We start from the raw sequence: 21836 nt of genomic DNA, 5'->3' as shown, positions 1-21836 counted from the left end.
GGCCAAAGCAAGGGTCCTGAGCAACTAAACCCTAACAAGCCGTTGGTGCGCCTCAGGTGGCGGCTGGTGGCTCCGGGGCGGCGTTGCGGAAGTACACCGAGAAGACGGAGCCCTGGTCGGGCTCGCTCTGCACGGTTACCCGGCCCCCGGCGTTTTCTACGCTGCGCTTCACCATGTAGAGGCCAATGCCCGAGCCCTCGACGTGGGTATGAAAGCGGCGAAACATGGTAAAAAGCTGCGCCTGTTTGCTGGCTTCGAGCCCCAGGCCGTTGTCTTCTATCACCAGAACCGTAAAGCCGCTCTCCTGTCGGCACGATACCCGGATGCGCGGCACCCGCCCGGGGTGATGATACTTGAGGGCGTTGCTGAGCAGGTTGTACACCACCGAGCGCAGGTTTTTGGCCGAAAACAACACGCTGGGGCACTCGGCTACGTCCACCTCTACCTGGGCCCCTACCTGCTCCACCAGCCGCTGCAGATCCAGCAGTACATCGGTTACCACGGGCGGTAAGGCCACGAGCGAGGTAGGCTCTCCGTACTCCTTCTGGAGCTTGGTTACATCACTGAGGTGGTTGATGGTCCGTTGAAAGCGCTCCACCGACTCCTTCATCATGGTCAGCAGCGGAGCTACCTGCTGGGTTAGGGCCTCCTGGGGGGGTAGCTGCGACTGCAGGGCATCCACCAGGCCTTCGATGTTGGTGATGGGTGCTTTCAGATCGTGAGAGGCGGTGTAGATGAAGTTGTCCAGGTCCACGTTGGTGCGCACCAGCTGCTGGTTGGTGGCGCGCAGCTGCTGGGCCAGTCGGCGCAACGACTGCTCAGCCTGCTTCTGCTCATGAATGTCGAATACGGTTCCGATGTGGCCCTCAAACTCGCCCTGGGCGTTGAAGCGTGGCAAACCGGTATCAATGGCCCAGCGGTACTGCCCATCATGGCGGCGCTGCCGGTAAAGCAGCGTAAACGAGGTTTGCCGGGCGTTGGCTTCCAGAAATACTTCGGTGGTTTTGGCTACATCCTCCGGATGAATGGCCTGGAGCCAGCCCATACCCAGGGCTTCGGAGCGGGTCTGGCCGGTGTAGGCAAACCACTGCTGGTTGAGGTAGGTGCAGCTGCCCTCGGGGTCGGTTACCCAAATCATGGCCGGCACATTATCGGCCAGCTCCCGCACGTACTGCTCGCTTTGCTCTACTACCCGGCGGGCCTGCACCTGGTCGGTTACCTCGTGGGCAAACGCCAGAATTCCGTCCACAGCCCCCTCTAAGTTACGGCGGGCCTGGTAGGTAAAGGTCCAGTACATTTCCTCTAAAGGGCCGCCCTCGTGGCGGGCCAGCATCAGGGGCAGCTCCTGGGCCACAAAGGCTTCGCCGGTGCGGTACACTTGCTCCAGAATATCAATAAAGGAGGTATCCTTCACCTCGGGAAAGGCCTCCACCAACGGCCGGCCCAGCAGCTCACGCTCGGGGAAAATGTGCTGGTAGGCCGGGTTCACCAGCTGATACACAAACGTCGGGCCGTCGAGAATCACGATGGGGGCCGGGGCCTCCATGAACAGCGTATGCAGCAGCAGGCGCTGGCGCTCGGCCTCCTGCTGGGCTGCTACCTGGGCCGTAATGTCCAGCACCATACTGTAGAAGCCGGCCACCTGCCCATCCTGCACATCGGGCACGTAGCTGGTACGGATGTGGCGGGTAAAGCCATTGCGGTAAGGCATGCGGGCTTCAAAATCGAGCCGCTCGCCGGCCAGGGCCCGCCGAATGTATCCCTGCACGTTCTGATAAGCCTGCTCCCCGATGATTTCGATTACCGGCTGGCCCAGCATCTGCTGAGGCTGGATCTGAAACCAGGTTTCGTAGGCCTGATTGGCAAACTGGTAGGTTTGGGCCCGATCTACGTAGCTGATGAGGATGGGCAGCGAGTCGGTGATAAGCTGCAGCTGGCGGGCAGCTGCCTCGCTGGCCTGGCGGGCCCTTACTTGCGCCGTTACTTCAAAGGCAAATACCACCACGCCTTTAATCTGGCCTTGCTCGTCGTAGTACGCTTGCTGCACGTAGTCGAAGTAGCGTTCCTCCAGCTTGCCGGAATCCGGCCCCTCAATCGGAATGAGAATACCCAGCTCCTCGTGGGCCCGGCCGGTTTGGTACACTTGCTCCAGCGTGTGGTACACGGCATGGTCGGTAATTTCGGGCAGAGCCTCCCGCAGAGGCCGCCCCCGCAGGGCGCGCCTAGGAAACAGCTGCTGGTAGGCCGGGTTCACCAGCTCAAACACCAGCTGCGGCCCCGTGAGGATGCAGATGGCGGCCGGGGCCTGCATAAACAGGCGCTCCAGGTGGGCCCGCTGGTTTTCGGCGGCCGCCCGGGCGGCCTGCACCTGGCGGGTCCGGCTCAGCACCCGGGCCTCCAGCTCGAGGTTGAGCTGCCGGAGCTGCTGCTGGGCTTGCTGCAGGGCCACGTTGTTGGTTTGCAGCTCTTCGTTGGCGGCTTGCATCTCCTCATTGGCCTCGGCCAGCTCCTCGTTGAGCCGCTGCACCTGCTGGCGGGCCACTACCTGCTCCGTAACGTCGTAGGCAAAAATGGTTACGCCCGTTATCAGCTCCGGGGCGGCGCGTACGGGCTCATAGATGAAGTTGAAATACACGGGCTCCAGCCGGCCGGAGTTGGTGCGGTCCAGGTAGGCTACCTGCTCGGTGCCGTACACTGTTTTGCCGGTTCGGTAAACGCTTTCCAGCAGGTCATAGAAGGGCTGCCCGGCCAGCTCGGGCCAGGCCTGGCGCAGGGACAAGCCCAGCAGGGGCCGCTCACCTACCAGCTGTTGGTACAGGGGGTTTACCATGGTAAACACCAGTTCGGGGCCCTCCAGCTGGGCAATGCAGGCGGGAGCCTGCATAAACAGGTCCTGCAGCTGCTGGCGTTGCGCTTCCGCCTCGGCCCGGGCTACCTGCTCGCGGCCCCGGCTTTCGCGCAGGGCTTGCTCTACGGCGGAGCGGTCGGTACCAGAGGGTTCAGTGAAGGCAACAATCAGCAGGCTGCCACGGCGGCGGGCGGTTAGCCGGAGCTTTACATTGAGGCTGGGGTCCTGGTAGCTGACCTCGTGCTGGCCGGCCTCGCCGGTTTCGAACACCTGCCGCAGAAACGGCAGCGTACCGGTGGCCTCGATGGTCAGGAAGTAGGTAGCCAGGGTTTGAGGCGGCCGCTGGGGTAGGCCCGTGGCCCGCTGGCTGGCCGGGTTCAGGTACTCCAGATAAAAATCCGTTAGCTCGCCCGTGGCAGCATAGGCCGGACGCAGCAACGCCAGCGGCGTGAGCGAGAGGTCCAGCGCATCGTGCAGCAGGTCGGGGGCGGAAACGGAATCAGGCAGGGCAAGCATCGAAACAGAGGACGGGCAAACAATACGGGCGAGGGCAGGCGGCGGGGCTATGTAGTATGGGAGCGGCCCCGGCGCCCGGCCGCCTGATTTCGGCCAAACTGCGGCCGGGCCACCTCCGGCTACCCACGGCGGGTAGGCTAAGGTAGTATTCTGCCGCTATACACGGGGGCTGCACGTTACAAAGGTCGGGGCCGGCCACCTGCCCAAAGGCATAGCATGCAACGCGGGGCCGCCAAGCACTGGCTGGGATTCTTTTCGCCTTCGGGGGCAGTGCCTGCGTATAAAGCGTACCGCGCCGTAGCAGTAAGTGCGCGGCGCCGGACCTCACGATAGGCCGGGCGCGCCCCGTTTCTTTACTTGCTTTTGCATGGCTGTTCTTACTTCTTACCCCTCCCTGGTACTACACCTGCACACAGGGCTGCACTCTGCGCTGGAAACCGAGTGGCTCGGGTTTACCAGCAGCTCCAACTTTCGCCGTTATATCACGGAAGCTCTGGAGCTGGCGCGGCAGCACGGCGCGAGGGGCTGGATTGCCAACGACAGCCGGTTGGGGGCGGTGCGGCCCGTTGACCTGGAGTGGGTGGCCCAGGAGGTGCTGCCGGCTATGGTGGCCCTGGGCATCAGGCGCTTTGCCCGCCTGGAGTCGCAGGAAACCCTGAACCGCATGCTGATCGGCTCCATGTACCAGGAGGCTACCCCCGATTTAGCCTTCGAGGTACAAGCCTTCACTGACCTACCAACTGCCCGCGCCTGGGCCTGCGCTTAACTGATGCACGCCTACCCCCTTGTTACCTGGCCAGGCTTGCGCTTTGGCAAGAGCAGCCGTACTTTACTCAGCACCTTTATCTGATTCGAATGCAGGAACTAACGTCTTCACTGGGCCGGGTGTTTCTCACCATAGACACGGATTACGAAAACCGCTGGATAGCCGTACAGTGGCAGGGCTACCTCACGGCCGCCAACGTGCAGGCTGGGGCCCGGGCTTACACCGCCGCCCTGGCCCAGGCGGGCTTCGCGTGCGTGCTCAACGATACCCGCGCCGTGCGCGGCCCCTGGGACCATTCCCTGGAGTGGGTGGTAAACGAGTGGGCGCCCAGCGCGGCCCAGGCCGGGCTGCGGTACTTTGCCATGGTAACTAGCCCCGAAACGCTGGCCCAAAGTTCCGCCGACAGCTTCTCCAGCCTGCTCACGGCCTTCGAGGCCCGGATTTTCGACAACCCGGCGGAGGCCGGCCAGTGGCTGCGCTCCGTTAGCTAAAGCCACCGCGGCTCCAACGCGCTATAGCTGGTTGTAGGCTTTGATGAGGGCGTTGAACGAGTCGCGGTAGGTGTCGCCGATGGGCAGCAGGCGGCCGGCCACCTGCACCTTGCCGCGCTCTACGTGCTCAATGCGGCTTAGGGCCACCAGGTACGATTTGTGGATGCGGGCAAACCGCTCGGGTGGCAGCACCTCCTCTACCCGCCGGAACGACTGCAGGGTGAGCACCTTGCCAGTGGTGGTATAAATCATGAGGTATTCCTTCATGCCCTCGATGTACAGGATGTCGTCGAAGGCGACGCGCTGCAGCCGGTGCTCGTTTTTAACGAACATGGCATCCGGCGCGGTGGGTGGTGCCTCAGCGGCGTGGGCAACGGAGGATGCCACAGGGGCTGCGCTCAGCTGCTGCCGCACTTTCTGCACGGCCTGCACAAACCGCTCGAAGGCAATGGGCTTCAGCAGGTAATCGGCAGCGTTAAGCTCGTAGCTGCGCACGGCGTACTGGTCGTAGGCAGTGGTGAAGACGATGCGTGGCCCGGGCTGCGGCAGCAGCTGGGCCAACTGCAGACCCGTAAGGCGGGGCATGTGAATGTCCAGAAACACCACATCCACGGGATTATCCTGCAGAAAGGCCAAGCCGGCCAGGGCATCGTCAAACTGCCCCTTCAGCTCCAGGCCTGGCACCTGGGTACAATAGTCGGCCAGCAGGTCCAGCGCCAGGGGCTCATCATCGAGGATAGCACAGGTCATGGGTTTTTAGGGTAGGAGGGTGTGAGGGTAGGAGTTTAGGAGAGGTGAGAAGGTGATGAGGTAAACAGGACTAGCGGCACATTTCTGGCTTCCACTGCCCGACGGGAAGTAAGGCAAGTCGGGAGCCGCCCGGGGAGTCCCTACCCCGCTCCGGAATTGAAACCGACACTTTGCTTGGCTTTGCTACTGCAGCGACTCTTGGTGAGTCGCAACGGCATGGGCAGAAATACTTCCGGCCTCAGGCAGGGGTAGGAGGCGTTGAGCTGAATTTACTGAGGAGCAGAAAGAACGGAAAAAACCACGAGCCATTACACCTGCAGGAACTGTGAGGCTGGCCCAAGCAACTCTAACGGCGAAGCTGCCTAAGGTTGCAACCAGTCCGTTTATCCCTTTCCTCCCATCACCCCTCCTAAACTCCTACCCTCACACCCTCCTACCCTAAAAAATCCCCTACCCCAACAGCACCAGGGTAACCAAGTGCCGGCCGGGCGGGGTTTGCACATCCAGGGCGTAGCGGCCGGGGTAGAGCAGCTCCAGGCGGCGGCGCAGGTTCACGAGGCCGACCCCGCCGGGCTGCCGGGGCAACTCCCGCTCGGCATCGGCGGGGGCTACGTGGTTGAGCACCGAGAAGCGCAGCAGCCCGTCGGGGGCCAGCACCAGGGAAATGTGCACGGCCACGGGCCGGGCGGTCAGGTCGCCGTGCTTGAAGGCGTTTTCTACCAGGGGTAGTAGCAGCAGGGGCGCAACCGGGTGGACGCACTCGGGCGAGGTGCCACTCACCTCCAGCTGAATGGCCTCCTGGGCCGAGGCCGGCAGGCGTAGGCGCTGCAGGTCCAGAAAGCTGCGCAAATGGGCCAGCTCCCGGCTTAGCGGCACGGTATCGGTGCTGCTCTCATACAGCAGGTAGCGCATGATTTCGGCCAAGCGCAGCACGGCTTCAGGGGCCTTGTCCGATTTGCGGCTGGTAAGGGAGTAAATGTTGTTGAGCGTGTTGAAGAGGAAGTGCGGGTTGATCTGGGTTTTGAGCATGGCCAGCTCCGTAAGCAGCTGCTGGCGCTCCATTTCGCGGCGGTTGCGCTGCCCCCGGATGTAGTCGCCGGTGATGCGCAGGGCCGAGCTGCTTCCTACAATAAACACCCCAATAATGCCGGCGCTGATGATGCGCATCCACGACTCCGGCATCGGGGGCTTTTCCTCGTGTGCTTTTACAGCCTCAGCTACTGCCTTCTGCTTGTCGGCCGTGGCCGGCACCCGGTACGCTGAAATTTGCGTGCTCTTGCGTAAGGCCTGGGTAGTGCCCCACCCCACCAGCGTGGCATAGGGCAGTACCAGCAGGGTAGCCAGCGCCACGTACTGCCCTATCCGGGCCCGGCCCAGGGTCCGCGGAATCAGCCAGCGCCAGGTCAGGTAGAACAGCAGGGCTCCGCACGCATCCTCCAGCAGCAGGCGCCCCAGCAGGGGTAGCATGGGTTGCCATTCGGCCGCCGTGGCCGGCCAGTGAGGAAGCATGGATAGGGCGTTGCCCAGCTTCAGCGCATCGAGGGCAAACAGCCAGAGCCAGAGCAGCACATGCACCGAGCGCGGAATGGGGCTATGCTCCGACGCTGCGGACCAGGTAGCAGGCCAGAGCATAAGCCGCAGCCAGTTCCGCCGGCCCGGCCGGGGCGCGGCTCGTTCTTCCATGACGGGGGCAGCACTGGGCGAAAGAGGGACTTCCATGCTTAAACATACGCCTTTGGGGGTCCAAAACGTCCTTCTTTTCAATGAACTCCGCACCGGCGCCCACCAACGCCCCTGCTACTGCGCTCAACCCTACGGCAGCTGGTTTAAGGCGCCTTGGGCGGGGTTGGGCTACCAAAAGCGCTTGTTACGGGAAACGGCCGGCAGGTTGGTTGAATAGTACCACCACGGTATAGCAGGTATCCTAGGTTTGCTGACGTCTTTCTTCCAGCCACTCCTATGACCCCATCTTCTCCTGCCCTGCTTACAACCCACGGCCTGCACTTCAGCTTCGGGAAGCGGCCCATTCTGCACGATGTAAACCTGCGGGTAGAGCCGGGCAGCATCTATGGTTTTCTGGGGCCGAACGGGGCCGGCAAAAGCACTACCATGCGCCTGCTGCTGGGCCTGCTGCGGCCGGCCAGCGGCTCAGTACACCTATTCGGGCATGATCTGGCCCAGCATCGGGTGGCCCTGCTCGGCCGGGTGGGTGCCCTCATCGAAAACCCCTCTCTCTACGACCACCTTACAGGCCGCGAAAACGTGGAAGCTACCCGCCGCCTGCGCGGGGTAGCGGTCCACCGCACCGCCGAGGTGCTGGCCCTGGTGGGCCTCTCAGACAATGCCCACCGCCCGGCCCGTGAATACTCCCTGGGTATGCGGCAGCGCCTGGGCCTGGCTATTGCCCTGCTTTCTGACCCCGATCTGTTGCTGCTGGATGAGCCTACCAATGGCCTTGACCCCAACGGTATCATTGAAATGCGGGAGCTGATGCGGCACCTGCGCCAGGAGCACGGCAAAACCATTGTGGTCAGCAGCCACCTCATCAACGAAATTGAGAAGGTGGCTACCCACGTAGGCGTGATTCAGCAGGGCAAGCTGGTGTTTCAGGGCAGCCTGCCAGACCTGCAGCGCCTGCAAACCGGCCGGGCCCGCCTGGTGCTGGAAACCCAGGACGCCGATACCTGCCGCAACCTGTTGCCCCGCCTGCTGGAAGGCGCCACTCCGGTCGGACCAGGCACCCTCTGGCTGCCCTGGGTTTCGCGGGAGCACACCGCCGAGGTAGCGGCCGCCATTACCGCCGCCGGGCAACCTCTGTACGGGCTGCACCTGGAGCAGCCCAGCCTCGAAGACACGTTCCTGCACCTCACCGAAACTCGTTCTGAGCTGGCGCGGTAGTGCCCGTTTTCATCCTACTACTTTCTTCCTTTAGCTGCCGAGGTATGAATTTTGTCCTGACGCCTACCCTTCCTGAGCTAGCCACCCTGCCCGCCGCGGCGGCGCCCTTCCGCCAACTCCGCCGCACCCTGGCCGCCGACACCCTGAAGCTGCGCCGCACGGCCGCCCTGCGTCTGACGTTGCTTAGCGGCGCGTTTCCGGTGCTGCTCGCCTTCCTGATTTTCTTTTTCAAAGGCCACGAGATTCTGAAAGCGGGCGGTACGCCCTGGCCGCGCTTTATCAGCATGGCCTGGCAAACGGCCGGCACTCTGCTGCTGCCGCTGTTTGTGGTGCTGCTGACGAGCCTGGTAGTGAACATCGAAACCAAGGCCACGGCCTGGAAGCACCTCTACGCCCAGCCCGTGGGCCGCGGAGCCGTTTTTTTGTCGAAGCTGCTGCTGATTCTGGCCCTGAACGCGGTAGCCCTGCTCCTGTTTGTGGGGCTGGTGCTGGGGGCCGGCGCCCTGCTGGGGTTGCTTCGGCCTAAGCTGGGCTTCCAGGCCCACCCCGTACCGCTGGAAGCGGTACTCTGGATGCTGGGCCGCACGTACGTAGCCACCCTGGGGCTGCTGGCCGTGCAGTATATCGTAAGCTTGTACTGGCGCTCCTTCGTGGTTCCGGTGGGGGTAGGAATGGGAGCCGTGGTGGCTACCGTGGCGTTGCTTTCCTGGGAGCACGCCAACAAAATTCCGTACGCCGCGCCCCTGCTTACCTCGGTTTCCATGCGCATGAGCAAAGCCGGAGTGCTGGAAGCCAGCCACACGCTGACCAACCACGAATGGTACTCGCTGGCGTGGTTCGGCGGCGCGCTGGTGCTGGGCTACGCGCTGCTCTACCGCCGCAACATGACCCAATAAAACTCGGCTGGGCTTCGTCCACCTGCGCCTCTGTAGCGGGCCCCGCAGCCGGCGTTATGGGCCACTTATATCGGGTTGGTTGAATAAACGGCCGGCTCCGGCAACTGCCCCGGCGCTTTGTAGTCCTTTAGCTCAACCATTGCCTTGGCCGGCGCTTTCTACGCTTCGGCCCCTTCTCCCTACACTTCAGCAACTACCGTTTGCGGCGCCCGGCGCCTACCCCTCTCTTTGCTACCTGCTTCTACCTTATCCTCATGAAACACGCTACCCTGCCCCTGCTCCTGACCACCCTGCTTACAGCCCCAGCACTGGCCCAAACCACCCCGGCGGCGGGCCAGCGCCCGGCCGGAGCGCCCGCCGGGCCCGCAACGGCCAAGCCGGTGCTGCCCACAGCGTCCAGGGGCGCCGGCCGGCTGGATGGTACGGTGCTGGACGCCGCTACCAAAAAGCCGGTGGAATTTGCTACCGTTACCCTGCTGCCCCTGAGCGGCAATACGCCCGTAGATGGGGGCGTGTGCGACGAGCGGGGCCGGTTTTCGCTGCGGGGCCTGCCCGCCGGCGAGTTCCGGCTGCAAATCAGCTTTGTGGGCTACGCCACCCAAACGCGCAACGTAACGGTGGGCACGGGTGCCGCTACCCTACCCCCCATTCAGCTGGAGTCCTCGGCGCAGAAGCTGGGCGAGGTGACGGTAACCGGGGAGCGGGACGTGGTGGAAACCAAGCCCGACCGCATCGTATATAACGCCGATAAGGACCTGACCAATGCGGGCGGTACGGCTGCCGACGTACTGCGCAAAGTGCCCCTGGTAAACGTGGACCCTGATGGTAACGTGGAGCTGCGCGGCACCAGCAACGTGCGCGTGCTCATCAACAACAAGCCCTCGGGCATTGTGGCCTCCTCGGTGGCCGATGCCATGAAGCAGATTCCGGCCGACCAGATCAAGAGCGTGGAGGTGATTACGACGCCTTCGGCCAAGTACGATGCGGAGGGTACGGGCGGTATCATCAACATCATTCTCAAGAAAAATAATCTGGAGGGCATAAACGGCTCGTTGGGCCTGGCGGCGGGCACGCGCAGCTCCAACGGCAACGCCTCGCTCAACTACCGCAAGGGCAAAGTGGGCCTGACCAGCTCCCTGAGCGGCTTCGGCTTTTACAGCCCCAACCGCAACGACCTGACCCGCTACCTGAAAACGCCCGAAGGCACGGAAGTAACCTCCCTGCGGCAGGAAGGCGACGGCAACACCCTCGGGGGTGGCGGCTTCGGGCGGCTGGGCCTGGACTACGACCCGGCTCAGTACCACAACCTGACCCTGAACGTGCAGGGCAGCCTGTTCCGCAACAGCGGCAACTACGACCAGTTCAACGACGTGCTGCTGCCTGCCACTCTGGCCAACCAGTTCACCCGCGACACGGACCGCCGCTTCCGCACCCAAAGCTACGACGTGAGCGGCTCCTACACCCGCACCTTTGAGCAAAAGCGCCGCGAGTGGAGCGTGCTGGCCCAGCACACCCGCAATCGCAACTTCCAGGATTATTACCTCGACCAGTTCCGGGGCCGCTCGGAACGTAACTCCGACAAGGACTACCGCGAGGAAAGCAACAACCTCTCGCGCAACCTGGAAACCACCCTGCAAACCGACTACGCCCACCCCTTCTCCGAAACAGCCCTGCTGGAAACCGGCGCCAAGGCCATTCTGCGCCGGGTGAGCAGCGACTACGACGTATTCAACAGCCCGGGCAGCAACGGCGGCGGCATTGACCCGGTGTACAACCCCAACCGCTCCAACCTCTTCGACTACAACCAGGATGTGCTGTCGGCCTACGGGACGTATGGGTTTTCGGCCTCGAAGAAAGTAAGCTTCAAGCTGGGGGCACGCATGGAAAATACCCGCATTCGGGGCAGCTTTCAACAGCAGGAAAGCCAGAACTCGGGCGTGCAGCAGGATTACTTCAACCTGCTGCCGAACCTGAGCCTGAGCTACCAGCCCCAGAACCCCAAGAAGCCCGGCCAGAGCGTGCGTCTGGCATATTCGCGCCGCATTCAGCGCCCCCAGATTTTCTACCTGAACCCCTTCCGCAACACCTCCGATACCCTGAACGTGAGCTATGGGGAGCCGCAGCTGCGCCCGGAGCTGACGGACAGCTACGAGCTGAACTACACTACCTTTATTAAGGGCTCGGTGCTGAACCTTTCGGCCTACGCCCGCCGCACGGGCAATGCCATTGAAGCGGTGCGCTTCATCCGTAACGGTATTAATAACCAGACGTTTGCCAACATCGGCCGCAACGCTACCTTCGGGGTGAGCCTGTTTACCTCTGTGAAGCCAGTGCCGAAGTGGGATTTGAGCGGCAACGTGAACGTGTACTACGTGTCGCTGAAAAGCCCCGCGCTCAGCCTCGCGGAAGGCACCGTCAATACATCGGCTTACTCCAACGACGGGGTGATGTACAACCTGAACCTGAACTCCAGCTACAAGTTTGAGAAGGGGCTGAGCGTACAGTTCTATGGCGGCCTGAACTCGCCGCGGGTACAGTTGCAGGGCAAGCAAGCCGCCTGGACGTTCTACTCGCTGGGTCTGCGTAAAAACCTGCTCAAGGACAAAGCCGACCTCACCCTGAACGCCGACAACTTCCTGCAGGCTACCCGCAACCTGCGCTCAGAACTGAACACGGAGCAGTTCCGTCAGGTCAGCAACAACTACATCTACCTGCGTGGGGTACGCCTCGCCTTCAATTACCGCTTCGGTAAAACTACCGCCCAGCCCCAGAAGCGCCGCCGCAGCATCCAGAACGATGACGTGAAGCAGGGCGAAAGCAACGGCCAGGGCCAGCAATAAGTGAAATGGCGAGTAGTGAACTGGTGACTTAGGCTGTTATCCTGAGCAGCGCGAAGGACCTCTACTGTTACTATACAACGTAACGGTAGAGGTCCTTCGCGTTGCTCAGGATGACGGGCGTTGTTTCGCTCACTTAGCTCACTGTTTCATCAACTCACCATTTCACCGCCCGGCCGTGGAAGCGGAGCTGTTCCAGGAAGGCTTCGCGGTAGGTTTCGCCTATGGGCAGCAGCGTGCCGTGCACCTGCGCCCGGTTGCGCTCCACAAACTCCAAGTGGCGCAGGTTGATGAGGTAGGACCGGTAAATACGGGCAAAGCGGCCGGGCGGCAGCAGTTCCTCCAGCCCCCGAAACGACTGTAGCGTGAGCATGCGGCCCGCAGCGGTGTAAAGCATCAGATACTCCTTCTGCCCCTCAGCATAGTACAGATCGGCTACGGGCACGCGGTGCAGCCGGCTGTCCTGACGAATAAACAACACTTCGTCGGCGTGTTCCAGGGGCTCGGTGGGGGTAGGCGCAAGGGTTGGGCGCAGGGCAGCCTGGGCCCGGTGAGCCGCCTGCACAAACCGCTCGAAGCGCACGGGCTTCAGGAGGTAATCCAGGGCGGGCAGCTCGTAGCTTTCAGCGGCGTACTGCGCGTGGGCCGTAGTGAAGATGATGCGCGGCGCTGGCTGAGGTAGCAGCTGCGCCAGTTGCAACCCACTCAGGCGCGGCATGTGAATGTCCAGAAATAGTACGTCCACGGGGTTTTCGTGCAAAAACTCTACTGCCGCCAGCGCCTCATGAAAACGTCCTTTGAGCTCCAGGAAAGGCACCTGCGCACAATATTCTACCAGCACGTTCAGGGCCAGAGGCTCGTCATCCACAAGAAGGCAGGTAAGCGGGCGGCGCCCCCAGGCAGGTTCCATGGCATGCATCATAAGACAGTAAACATACACCCCGGCAAGTGAGGGCAGGCGGCTACAGCTTCACTTCCAGTGTAGCGCAAAACGTGGTAGCAGTAGTTGTGGTGGACAGAGCGTGCCGCCCCGGGTACAGCAGTTGCAGGCGGCGGCGCAGGTTAGCCAGCCCTACCCCACCGGCCGCCTCCAGGGCCGGTCCGCCGCCCGCGGCTACGTAGTTCTGAGCTCTGAACCGCAACCGCCCATCTGTTTCCAGCTGGAGATGAAAGTGGGCTACGTGAGGCCGGGCCGCTAAGTCGCCGTGTTTGAAGGCATTTTCTACCAGGGGTAGCAGCAGCATGGGCGGCAGGCGGCGGGCATACTCGGCACCAGGCGGCAAAAGAATTATAAAAGGCAGTACCTCATCGGCGTCTTCGGGCGGCAGGCGCAGCAGCTGCAGGGCCAAAAAGCCGCGCAGGTGGTTGATTTCCCGAGCCAGCGGGACCAGGTCGTCGGGGCTGTCGTAGAGCTGGTAGCGCATGAGCTCAGCCAGGCGCATCACCGCTTCGGGGGCCTGCGGCGAGGCTTGCAAGGTGAGGGAGTAGATGTTGTTGAGCGTGTTGAAGAGGAAGTGCGGATGCAGCTGGGTTTTCAACAACGACAGCTCGGTGCGCAGGTGCTGCTGTTCCAGCTCGCGGCGGCTTTCCCGCTCCCGCAGGTAGTCGCCGGCCAGGCGCAGGCCGCTGCTGAGCAGCAGAATCAGTCCGCCCAAGGGCACATGGTAGGCCAGCAGCAGCTGCACGTGCGCCGCCAGGTTCAGACGCATAAGCCCCTGCTGTACCCCTTCCTGCCAAAGCACGCTCGCGCCTATCCGGGCGGCGGCAAACAGCAGCAGCGCTACCACTGCTGCCCCCAGAAACATCAGCCACCGCCGCGCCCTGAACAGCCGGGGCAGCAGCACCAGGTAGTTGAGGTAGAACAAGCCGCTGTTAAGCGCATCGGCCAGCAGGGCGTTGCGCCAGAACACCGCCGGGCTTTCGGGCGCCTGGTAGTACAGCCCGGCCCGGGTAAGCCATAATTGGACATCGGTGTACACCAGCAGCCCCAGCCACACCAGATGCGGCCACGGCAGTTGCGGCAGCCCCAATGGCAACAACGTACGGCGGGTGGAAGAAGGAAGCATAGGCGCAGCAGCGTGAAACAGAGCCGCAGAGCAAGTAATGTAGTAAGCCCGCTGCAAGTACCGCCGCTTTTTCAACCACTGCGCTAACCAGCTCAATTACCGCCTGCTTCTGGCCTATCAGTACTCCGGCCCCTACCCGGGTATCTTACCCAAACCGGGGTATTCTGGGAGCGGAGCTATTTCCTCTGGTTCGCTTTTCTATAGTAATAGTTGAGGAAAACCATCGGTTGGTTGATTTCTGCGGGGTAGGCTAAAAATAGAGAGTAGGTTCGCAGCGTTCTGCCACCATTCTTATCGGACGAGGCTCTGTTACCTGCCAAGGCCTTGTCACCTGGCCTCCGGCTGCTTTATCTACTCTCTTTCTATACCTGCATGAAACATACTGCTACTCTGCTGCTGCTGGCCGTGTTGGCCGCGCCTGCGGTTCAGGCGCAAACTACCTCCCCTCCCCGCGCTACTGCCCCCAAAGGCCCAGGCCGCCTGACCGGCCGGGTAGTGGATGCCGCCACCCAAAAGCCAGTGGAATACGCTACCGTGGCCCTGCTGCCCGCCAGCGGCCCTACCCCGCTCACCGGCGCCACCTGCGATGCGCAAGGCCGGTTTGAGCTGAAGGACTTGCCTATGGGCGCATTCCGGCTGCAAATCAGCTTTGTGGGCTACAGCACCCAGGTGAAAGAAGTAACCGTAACTGAGCAGGCCACTGACCTGGGCGCGCTACCCTTGCCGGCCGCAGCCCAGAACCTGGGTGAGGTGAAAGTAACCGGCGAGCGGCCCGTTATCGAAACCAAGCCCGACCGCCTCGTTTACAACGCCGACCAGGATGCTACCAACGCCGACGGCACGGCGGCCGACATTCTGCGCAAAACGCCCATGGTGAACCTCGATGCCGAGGGCAACCCGCAGCTGCGCGGTACCGGCAACGTGCGCATCCTCATCAACAACAAACCCTCCTCCATGCTTGCGGGCAACCTGGCGGAGGCGCTCAAGCAGATTCCGGCCGACCAGATCAAGGCCATTGAAGTGGTAACAGCCCCTTCGGCCCGCTACGATGCCGAGGGTTCGGGTGGGGTTATCAATATTGTACTGAAGAAGAACAGCCTGCAGGGCGTAAATGGCAGCGTAGGAGCCAACACCGGCAACCGCAACCAGGGCCTGAATGGCAGCCTGAACGCGCGGCGCGGCAAAGTGGGGGTGAATACCAAGCTCAGTGGCTTTCACAACGTGTACCCGTACAAGAGCAGCAACGAGCGCACCGATTTCCTGCCCGACGGCGCTACCGGCCAGCTCACGGAGCGCACTACCTCCCGCAACGTGGGCAGCGGCGGCTACGGCCAGGTAGAGCTTACCTACGACCCCTCGGCTATGCACAGCTTCACGCTCAGCGGCAACGGCAACCTGTACAGCAGCCGCTCGCCCCAGGATTTTTTCAATCAGTACCGCGGCCAGCCCCAGCTCGATACCCTTTATACCCGCGACATTACCCGACGCGGGGAAAACCGCAACTACGACCTGAATGCCGGCTACACCCGTACCTTTGGGGAAAGCCAGCCCCGGCGGGAGTGGGCCGTGCTGGCCCAGCACACCCGCAACCGCTCCGATGAAAGCTACCGCCTCGACCAGTATGGGGCCGCCGAGCTGCGGGGTGGCCCCCTGGAATACCGGGAGCAAAGCCTCAACCTGGCTCGCAACCTCGAAACCACCATTCAGACCGATTACACGCACCCTTTCGGCGAGAAGAACACACTGGAAACGGGGGCCAAGATGATCCTGCGCCAGGTAACCAGCGACTACACTCTGGACACCCTGCTGACGGACCAGCACAACGGGTTTGTGCGAAACCCGCGCCGCTCCAACGCCTTCGACTACCAGCAGAACGTGCTGGCGGCTTATGGCACCTACAATTTCGCCTGGGGCAAAAAGCACACGCTTAGCCTGGGTACCCGCCTGGAGCGCACCGCTATTGCCGGCGAGTTTCAGGGCGAAAACGGCCGTTTCTCGAACGACTACCTCAATGTGCTGCCGAACCTGAGCGCCACCCGCACGCTTAAGAAAGAAGGCCAGACCCTGCGCTTCAGCTACTCGCGGCGCATCCAGCGCCCGCACATTTACTTTCTCAACCCGTACGTAAATCAGGTGACGCCCAACAGCATTCAGTTTGGCAACCCCAACCTGCGCCCCGAGGTAACCGACAGCTACGAGCTGAGCTACGGCACCTACGGCGAGAAAAGCTCCCTGAACCTCTCGGCCTACGCCCGGCGCACCGGCAACTCTATTGAGCAGTTCTACCGCTACAACGAGGAACTGGCCCGCTCCGAAACCACCTTTGGCAACCTGGCTACCAACACTACCTACGGTCTGAGCTTCTACGGCTCCCTGAAGCCCGCCAAAGACTGGAACGTGAGCAGCAACATCAGTGCCGACTACACGCAGCTGCGCAGCACAGCCCTCAACCGCACCAGCCGCCGAGCCTCTATGTTCATGAACCTGAACTCGTCGTGGAAGTTCAGGACCCATTATACCCTGCAGGGCTACAGCGGTTTCTGGACGGGCGGCGTGCAGCTCCAGACGCGCTACTCCGGGGGCGTGTACTACGGCCTGGGCCTGAAGCGGATGCTTCTGCAGGAGAAGGCCGACCTGACGCTGAGCGCCAACAACTTTCTTGCACCCGGCCGCGAGTTCCGCAATACAACTGTTACCGACCAGTTTCGCAGCGTTGGCAGCTTCTACCAGTACCAGCGCTCCATGCGGCTATCCTTCAATTACCGCTTCGGCAAAGTTGACAACAGCGCCCAGCGCCAGCGCCGCACCATCCGCAACGACGACTCCAAGCAAGGCAGCGGCAACACGGGAGGCTAGCGGAGAAGTGGTGGGGTAGTGAGGTGGCGAGGTAAAGGAAACCCTGTCATCCTAACGAAGGAAGGACCTCTACCGGGAGTAAGTGCCCTAGGTAGAGGTCCTTCCTTCGTCAGGATGACAGGTGTTATTTCACTGATTCCAGATTTTCCAGGCGGCTTCGGCCTGGAGGCAGAGCATCTCGAAGCCGTTTTTGGTTTGTGCCCCGGCCGCAGCGCCGCGCTTCATGAACTCGGTTTCGGTAGGGTTGTAGATGAGGTCGTAGAGGTAGTGATGGGCGCGCAGGTAGGGGTAGGGAATGGGCGGGCACTCCTCTACGTTTGGGGTGGTGCCCAAAGGAGTGGTATTGATGATGAGGGCATGTTCCTGCAGCAACTGGGGCGTCAGGTCCTGGTAGGTAAGCCCGGGGCCCAGCGGGTTGCGCGACACCACCCAGTAAGCAATATCCAACTCGCGCAGAGCCACTTCCACGGCTTTAGAGGCGCCCCCGCTACCCAGAATCAGGGCCCGAACCCCGGCAAGGCCGCCTTTGGGCAGAAACGAACGAAGCGAGTCGCGGAAGCCCAGGTAGTCGGTGTTGTGCCCGATCAGCTGTCCATCTTCCCGAAACTCAATTACGTTCACGGCCCCTACGCGAGCGGCGGAAGGCGCTACCTCGTTCAGAAAGGGCCACACCTGCTCTTTATAGGGAATAGTTACGTTCAGGCCCCGCAGGTCCGGGTGGCGGGTCAGCAGGGCAGGCAGCTCGTCCATCGTAGCCAGCTCGAACAGCTCGTACCGATGATCGGACAGGTCCAGATTGTGAAATTTCTGGGAAAAATAGGTTTGAGAAAAGGAGTGACGCAAGGAACGTCCCAGAAGTCCGAATTCAGGCATAAGGCACAGATAATTGCTTTGTAAACAACAACAAAAAACCGTTCGGCCCCAAACCAGGCCGAACGGTTCTTATCATTTATTTAATAGTCCAGCTTAAGCCACCCGCCGGCTGCTGGTCCGGCGGCCCTTCATAAATTCGAACACGGCCGGCAGCACCGATACAACGATAATGCCGATGGTGAACAGACCGAAATTCTTCTGAATCCAGGGAATGCTCCCCAGGAAGTAGCCGGCGCCTGTAAGCAGCACCACCCACAGCACCGCTCCTACCACGTTGTACGATAGAAACTTGGCGTAGCTCATGGTGCCTACCCCGGCCACGAACGGCGCAAACGTGCGGATAATGGGAATGAAGCGGGCAATGATGATGGTTTTCGCGCCGTGCTTCTGGTAGAAGGCCTGGGTTTTTTCGAGGTGCTCGCGCTTCAGAAACCGCGAGTTCTCGCGGAACACCCGGGGCCCCAGGAAGTCGCCGATGTGGTAGTTGAGCGTATCGCCGAGCACGGCAGCCAGAATCAGCAGGCCCATCATGGTCCACACGTTCAGCCCGTTGGCCGGCATAGCAGCCAAAGAGCCCGCCGCGAACAGCAGAGAATCGCCGGGCAGGAAGGGCAGCACCACTACCCCCGTTTCCACGAAAATGATAAGGAACAGGATGGCATACGTCCAGGCGCCATAGTCCTGAATAATTTCGGCTAAGTGCTTATCGAGGTGGAGAACAAAATCGATGAGATGCTTCAGGATTTCCATAGAACGGGGGTTGAGCCTGCAAAGAAAGCACTTGCCCGGCAAAACCCTACCCCACCCAAAGCACTCAACCCCTGGCGAGGCTCAGGCAGGCTTGCGCAGAATGAGCAGGCGGTTAAACTCTTCCACTTCCACTTCCTTCACCTCAAACCCCAGCTGCTCTAGGTACTGGCTCACCTCCTGGTTTTCAACCCACACCTCCGTGCTGAGCAACGTATTGAACACCACGTGGCCGCCGGGCCGCAACAAACGCCACAAATGCTGCCAGAAGGCCGCCTGGTACAATCCGGCCGGCAGGTCGAGGTCAATAAACAAATCGACTACCACGAGGCCGAACCCACCCGCCGGGGCCGTGGCTACCCACGCAAAGGCGTCGGCGCACACAATCCGCAGCGTATCGTCGGGCCGAATGGCAAACTCCTCCGCCGCCACCCCGATAACTACTGGGTCCAGCTCCACGGCCGTAATAGGGCCCGGGGCCAGGTACTCCTGACGCAGCATCTGCACCACCGAGCCCCCGCCCAGGCCCAGCACCAGTATGGCCCCGGCGGTGGCGGGTTCCGTGAACAGCAGGCCATAGCGCATTACGGTGTGCAGAGGACCGTAGGAGTAGTTGGCGTGCGCCGTATTCAGCACCTTCCGGCCTTCCTGCCAGGTAATTTCCAGTACCCCACTGTGCTCCGATTTTATCCGGCGCGAGGGAGGAACGGCCTGGCGAAGCCAGCGACGCAGGGTAGCCAACAACCTGTTCATAGGTCGCAAACTTAGCAGCTTCGGGAACTGCTTTTTAAGGATGATTTTGTTTGCTGGCAAAATAAACCCCGCGCCTTCGGAAGCAGGCGCGGGGTAGCAGGAAGGGCAAAGGGCCACGGGGGTTTAGCGGGCAGCCACGCGCCAGAGCGTATCGGCGGCATCATCGGCCACCAGCAGGGAGCCATCGGGCAGGTAGGTGATGCCTACGGGGCGGCCGTACACTTCCTTCTCGGCGGCGTTGGCAATAAAGCCCGTCAGGAAATCCTGCATGGGGCCGCTGGGTTTACCGTCTTTGAAGGGCACGAACACCACTTTGTAGCCCGAAAACTCGGAGCGGTTCCAGGAGCCGTGCTGCCCAATGAAGGCGCCGTTGCGGTACTGAGCCGGGAAGGCGTCGCCCTTGTAGAAAGCCAAGCCCAGCGAGGCCGTATGTGCCCCCAGCGGCACCTCGGGCACCACCGTTTTCTGCACCAGATCAGGCCGCTCACCCTTGCGGCGCGGGTCTTCGTGCTGCCCGAAATAGGCGTAGGGCCAGCCGTAGAAAGCGCCCGGCTTCACGCTGGTCAGGTAGTCAGGCACCAGCTCGTCGCCCAGCTCGTCCCGCTCATTCACGGCCGTCCAGAGGGTTTGGGTGCCGGGGGCCCAGTCGAGGCCTACGGGGTTGCGCAGGCCGGCGGCGTACACTTTCTCACCCGAGCCATCGGGGTTTATTTCCAGCACGTTGGCCCGGCGCTCTTCCTCCTTTATGCCATGCTCGGCCACGTTCGACGACGAGCCCACCGACACGTAAATCTTGGAGCCCTTGGGGCCGCCCAGCAGATTGCGGGTCCAGTGGTTGTTGTAGCCGCCAGCGGGCAAATCCATAATTTTCTGGCCCTGGCCCGCAATTTTGGTTTGGCCCACCTGGTAGGGGTAGCGCCACACGCCGTTGGTGTTGGCCACATAGAAATACTTATCGAGCACCAGCATGCCGAAGGGCTGGTTCAGGCCGGCCAGGAACGTTTCGCGCAGCTCGGGCTTGCCGTCTTTGTCGGCGTCGCGGAGCAGGGTGATACGGTTGGCGCTGGTGGCCCGCAACGACCGGGAGGGGTCCAGATCGAGGGCCGCTACTACTTTCTTCTTCGGGTCCTTGGGAATGGTGTTCGACTCGGCCACCAACACGTCGCCGTTGGGCAGCACGTAGGCGTTGCGCGGGCTCTCGAAGCCATCGGCGTACTTGGTTACCACAAAACCGGCCGGCGCGGTGGGCGTTTTGCCCTGGGGCCAGCCAATTACCTTGCTGCGCTTGGTCGTTGACTCCGAAGCGTAGGGCTCGGGCAGGTTTACGGCGGTGGTGGGGGTAGCAACCGTGTCGGCGGGGGTAGTGGCTGCCGCTTCGGCTTTTTCCTGCTTCGAGGGGCCGCCGCAGGCCGCCAGCAACGTAAGCAGGCTCAGGGCAGGGCCCGAAAGATTCCGATTCATTTCAGTAAGCATAGAAGACAACAAAAGCCCGACCTGATACGGCCGGGCTTTTCTCTTACTGAATTGAAGGCGTTGAGGTTGGGCTACCGCACGGGGGTAGGCGCCTGAGCCGCCGGGGCTTTCGAGAGCAGTACGGGCTCCAGCTGGTAGCCCTGCTGGCGCAGAAGCTGCAGCACGCCTGTAGGGCCGCCCAAGTGCCCGGCCCCTACGGCAAAAAACGTGGGCTTGGCCTGCATCAGGGTTTTCATCTGCGGAATCCAGTTCTGATTGCGCTGGGCCAGGTCGGCTACCTCGCTTTGGTCGGGGTTGCGGGTAGGGTCCACCACGAAGCGGTAGAGGGCGTCCACGTTCCGGGCCTGGTACATGGCCACCATCTGCTGCATGAGGGGCGCGTAGGTGTCGTACTCCTGAATGGCTTTCACCAGGGCCAGCATCTGCCGGGGGTAGGAAATACTATCCAGCGAGGCCATCTGCTGCTGAATGGTTTCCAGCCCCAGTAGCTCCTTGTGCTGCTGCTGGGCCAGCTGCACCAGCTGTTCCTCGTAGCTTACCGGCGTGCACGGCAGCAGGGTGCTGTACACGTACGACTCCACAAAGGCGGGCTTCATCAGGATAAACGGCAGAATGGGCTGGTGCAGGCGGAACTTGAAAAACTTGCGCACCACCCGGTAGTCGCTCTGCTTGCGCACGCGGCGCAGGCTGTTGGGCCAGGGCAGCTGCACGGCCCGGCGCATCTGCTTGTTGAAATCGGGCGCGTCCATATCTAGCTCCAGTACCAGCTGCTGGCTTTCCTGGAAGGCGGTGGCCATTTCAGCCGGCATGGCCGCGTCGTCGGGGCAGAGGGCGTGCATGGTCCCGAACACGTAAGAAGCGCCCGTAACGCCGGGCCCGGAAACCCGCCACAGCAGGGTATTGGCGGGGTTGTAAGTGGTGGTATCCGCAGGGGCGGCCGGTGCCTGCGCACAGGCTAGGCCGGGCAGCAGCAGAGCTAGTCCCAGAAGGGTTTGGTAACCGGCGCGTCGTAGAAAGTGAAGCATAGGCATAGAAAAAGGCTGCGCCAACAGTTGACGCAGCCTTC

16 protein-coding genes are annotated in these 21836 nt (G+C 62.0%); 6 read left to right on the top strand and 10 right to left on the bottom strand.

Annotation, left to right across the window (positions count from 1 at the left end; all coding sequences use genetic code 11):
- Window positions 1-52 precede the first annotated feature (52 nt).
- Window positions 53-3364 carry a PAS domain-containing protein gene (locus FGZ14_RS18230; RefSeq protein WP_139925610.1) on the bottom strand — a complete coding sequence of 1104 codons (3312 nt, stop codon included), beginning with the start codon at window positions 3362-3364 and terminating at the stop codon, window positions 53-55.
- Window positions 3365-3731: 367 nt separating this feature from the next.
- On the opposite strand from FGZ14_RS18230, the gene FGZ14_RS18225 reads away from it, so the two are divergent.
- Both FGZ14_RS18225 and FGZ14_RS18220 read left to right on the top strand, forming a co-directional pair.
- A complete protein-coding gene (locus tag FGZ14_RS18225; protein ID WP_139925609.1) occupies window positions 3732-4130 on the top strand; it encodes a hypothetical protein in 399 nt (132 codons plus the stop codon).
- An 89-nt stretch (window positions 4131-4219) separates the two neighbouring features.
- Window positions 4220-4621, top strand: a complete 402-nt coding sequence (locus tag FGZ14_RS18220; protein ID WP_139925608.1) for an STAS/SEC14 domain-containing protein — start codon at window positions 4220-4222, stop codon at window positions 4619-4621.
- Between the two features lie 21 nt (window positions 4622-4642).
- On the opposite strand, the gene FGZ14_RS18215 is transcribed toward FGZ14_RS18220, so the two are convergent.
- Together FGZ14_RS18215 and FGZ14_RS18210 are read right to left on the bottom strand one after the other, a co-directional pair.
- Window positions 4643-5371, bottom strand: coding sequence for a LytTR family DNA-binding domain-containing protein (locus FGZ14_RS18215; protein ID WP_139925607.1), 729 nt, complete (start codon window positions 5369-5371; stop codon window positions 4643-4645).
- A gap of 450 nt (window positions 5372-5821) precedes the next feature.
- A complete protein-coding gene (locus tag FGZ14_RS18210) occupies window positions 5822-7090 on the bottom strand; it encodes a sensor histidine kinase (RefSeq protein WP_139925606.1) in 1269 nt (422 codons plus the stop codon).
- A 240-nt stretch (window positions 7091-7330) separates the two neighbouring features.
- Here FGZ14_RS18210 and FGZ14_RS18205 point away from each other — a divergent pair, with 240 nt between their 5' ends.
- From FGZ14_RS18205 to FGZ14_RS18195, 3 genes are all read left to right on the top strand, one after another.
- A complete protein-coding gene (locus FGZ14_RS18205) occupies window positions 7331-8269 on the top strand; it encodes an ABC transporter ATP-binding protein (RefSeq protein WP_257883274.1) in 939 nt (312 codons plus the stop codon).
- 44 nt (window positions 8270-8313) lie between these two features.
- Entirely contained in the window at window positions 8314-9165 is an 852-nt protein-coding gene (locus tag FGZ14_RS18200; protein ID WP_139925605.1) for an ABC transporter permease, read from the top strand.
- A 254-nt stretch (window positions 9166-9419) separates the two neighbouring features.
- On the top strand, window positions 9420-12005 hold the full coding sequence (locus tag FGZ14_RS18195) for an outer membrane beta-barrel family protein (RefSeq protein WP_139925604.1): 2586 nt from the start codon (window positions 9420-9422) through the stop codon (window positions 12003-12005).
- A gap of 154 nt (window positions 12006-12159) precedes the next feature.
- Here FGZ14_RS18195 and FGZ14_RS18190 read toward each other — a convergent pair whose 3' ends face one another.
- Together FGZ14_RS18190 and FGZ14_RS18185 are read right to left on the bottom strand one after the other, a co-directional pair.
- Window positions 12160-12870, bottom strand: a complete 711-nt coding sequence (locus FGZ14_RS18190; protein WP_257883273.1) for a LytTR family DNA-binding domain-containing protein — start codon at window positions 12868-12870, stop codon at window positions 12160-12162.
- 94 nt (window positions 12871-12964) lie between these two features.
- Window positions 12965-14068 carry a sensor histidine kinase gene (locus FGZ14_RS18185; protein WP_139925602.1) on the bottom strand — a complete coding sequence of 368 codons (1104 nt, stop codon included), beginning with the start codon at window positions 14066-14068 and terminating at the stop codon, window positions 12965-12967.
- A 372-nt stretch (window positions 14069-14440) separates the two neighbouring features.
- On the opposite strand from FGZ14_RS18185, the gene FGZ14_RS18180 reads away from it, so the two are divergent.
- Window positions 14441-16924: an outer membrane beta-barrel family protein gene (locus FGZ14_RS18180; protein WP_139925601.1), complete on the top strand. Its 2484-nt coding sequence runs from the start codon at window positions 14441-14443 to the stop codon at window positions 16922-16924.
- A gap of 129 nt (window positions 16925-17053) precedes the next feature.
- Here the strand turns inward: FGZ14_RS18180 and FGZ14_RS18175 are convergent, their stop codons facing one another.
- The 5 genes from FGZ14_RS18175 to FGZ14_RS18155 all read right to left on the bottom strand — a co-directional run bounded on the left by FGZ14_RS18175 (window position 17054) and on the right by FGZ14_RS18155 (window position 21795).
- The gene (locus FGZ14_RS18175) at window positions 17054-17797 is read right to left on the bottom strand and encodes a shikimate dehydrogenase (RefSeq protein ID WP_139925600.1); all 744 of its coding nucleotides are present in this window, start codon (window positions 17795-17797) and stop codon (window positions 17054-17056) included.
- A gap of 93 nt (window positions 17798-17890) precedes the next feature.
- A complete protein-coding gene (locus tag FGZ14_RS18170) occupies window positions 17891-18547 on the bottom strand; it encodes a DedA family protein (RefSeq protein ID WP_139925599.1) in 657 nt (218 codons plus the stop codon).
- Window positions 18548-18628: 81 nt separating this feature from the next.
- A complete protein-coding gene (locus FGZ14_RS18165) occupies window positions 18629-19297 on the bottom strand; it encodes a spermidine synthase (RefSeq protein ID WP_139925598.1) in 669 nt (222 codons plus the stop codon).
- A gap of 123 nt (window positions 19298-19420) precedes the next feature.
- Complete coding sequence (locus FGZ14_RS18160) at window positions 19421-20758, bottom strand: sorbosone dehydrogenase family protein (RefSeq protein WP_139925597.1); 1338 nt, start codon at window positions 20756-20758, stop codon at window positions 19421-19423.
- Between the two features lie 83 nt (window positions 20759-20841).
- Complete coding sequence (locus tag FGZ14_RS18155; protein WP_180754406.1) at window positions 20842-21795, bottom strand: TraB/GumN family protein; 954 nt, start codon at window positions 21793-21795, stop codon at window positions 20842-20844.
- Window positions 21796-21836 lie beyond the last annotated feature (41 nt).

Origin of the sequence: Hymenobacter sp. DG01 (assembly GCF_006352025.1) — a bacterium.
Lineage (GTDB): Bacteria > Bacteroidota > Bacteroidia > Cytophagales > Hymenobacteraceae > Hymenobacter.
Note: the sequence above shows the minus strand (reverse complement) of the source record. Positions and strands in the feature narration are given on the sequence as shown.

What these genes read in the sequence shown, in the direction of transcription:
- FGZ14_RS18230 (WP_139925610.1), bottom strand. Translation starts at nt 3,364, where the DNA reads ATGCTTGCCCTGCCTGATTCCGTTTCCGCCCCCGACCTGCTGCACGAT.
- FGZ14_RS18225 (WP_139925609.1), top strand. Translation starts at nt 3,732, where the DNA reads ATGGCTGTTCTTACTTCTTACCCCTCCCTGGTACTACACCTGCACACA.
- FGZ14_RS18220 (WP_139925608.1), top strand. Translation starts at nt 4,220, where the DNA reads ATGCAGGAACTAACGTCTTCACTGGGCCGGGTGTTTCTCACCATAGAC.
- FGZ14_RS18215 (WP_139925607.1), bottom strand. Translation starts at nt 5,371, where the DNA reads ATGACCTGTGCTATCCTCGATGATGAGCCCCTGGCGCTGGACCTGCTG.
- FGZ14_RS18210 (WP_139925606.1), bottom strand. Translation starts at nt 7,090, where the DNA reads ATGGAAGTCCCTCTTTCGCCCAGTGCTGCCCCCGTCATGGAAGAACGA.
- FGZ14_RS18205 (WP_257883274.1), top strand. Translation starts at nt 7,331, where the DNA reads ATGACCCCATCTTCTCCTGCCCTGCTTACAACCCACGGCCTGCACTTC.
- FGZ14_RS18200 (WP_139925605.1), top strand. Translation starts at nt 8,314, where the DNA reads ATGAATTTTGTCCTGACGCCTACCCTTCCTGAGCTAGCCACCCTGCCC.
- FGZ14_RS18195 (WP_139925604.1), top strand. Translation starts at nt 9,420, where the DNA reads ATGAAACACGCTACCCTGCCCCTGCTCCTGACCACCCTGCTTACAGCC.
- FGZ14_RS18185 (WP_139925602.1), bottom strand. Translation starts at nt 14,068, where the DNA reads ATGCTTCCTTCTTCCACCCGCCGTACGTTGTTGCCATTGGGGCTGCCG.
- FGZ14_RS18180 (WP_139925601.1), top strand. Translation starts at nt 14,441, where the DNA reads ATGAAACATACTGCTACTCTGCTGCTGCTGGCCGTGTTGGCCGCGCCT.
- FGZ14_RS18175 (WP_139925600.1), bottom strand. Translation starts at nt 17,797, where the DNA reads ATGCCTGAATTCGGACTTCTGGGACGTTCCTTGCGTCACTCCTTTTCT.
- FGZ14_RS18170 (WP_139925599.1), bottom strand. Translation starts at nt 18,547, where the DNA reads ATGGAAATCCTGAAGCATCTCATCGATTTTGTTCTCCACCTCGATAAG.
- FGZ14_RS18165 (WP_139925598.1), bottom strand. Translation starts at nt 19,297, where the DNA reads ATGAACAGGTTGTTGGCTACCCTGCGTCGCTGGCTTCGCCAGGCCGTT.
- FGZ14_RS18160 (WP_139925597.1), bottom strand. Translation starts at nt 20,758, where the DNA reads ATGAATCGGAATCTTTCGGGCCCTGCCCTGAGCCTGCTTACGTTGCTG.
- FGZ14_RS18155 (WP_180754406.1), bottom strand. Translation starts at nt 21,795, where the DNA reads ATGCTTCACTTTCTACGACGCGCCGGTTACCAAACCCTTCTGGGACTA.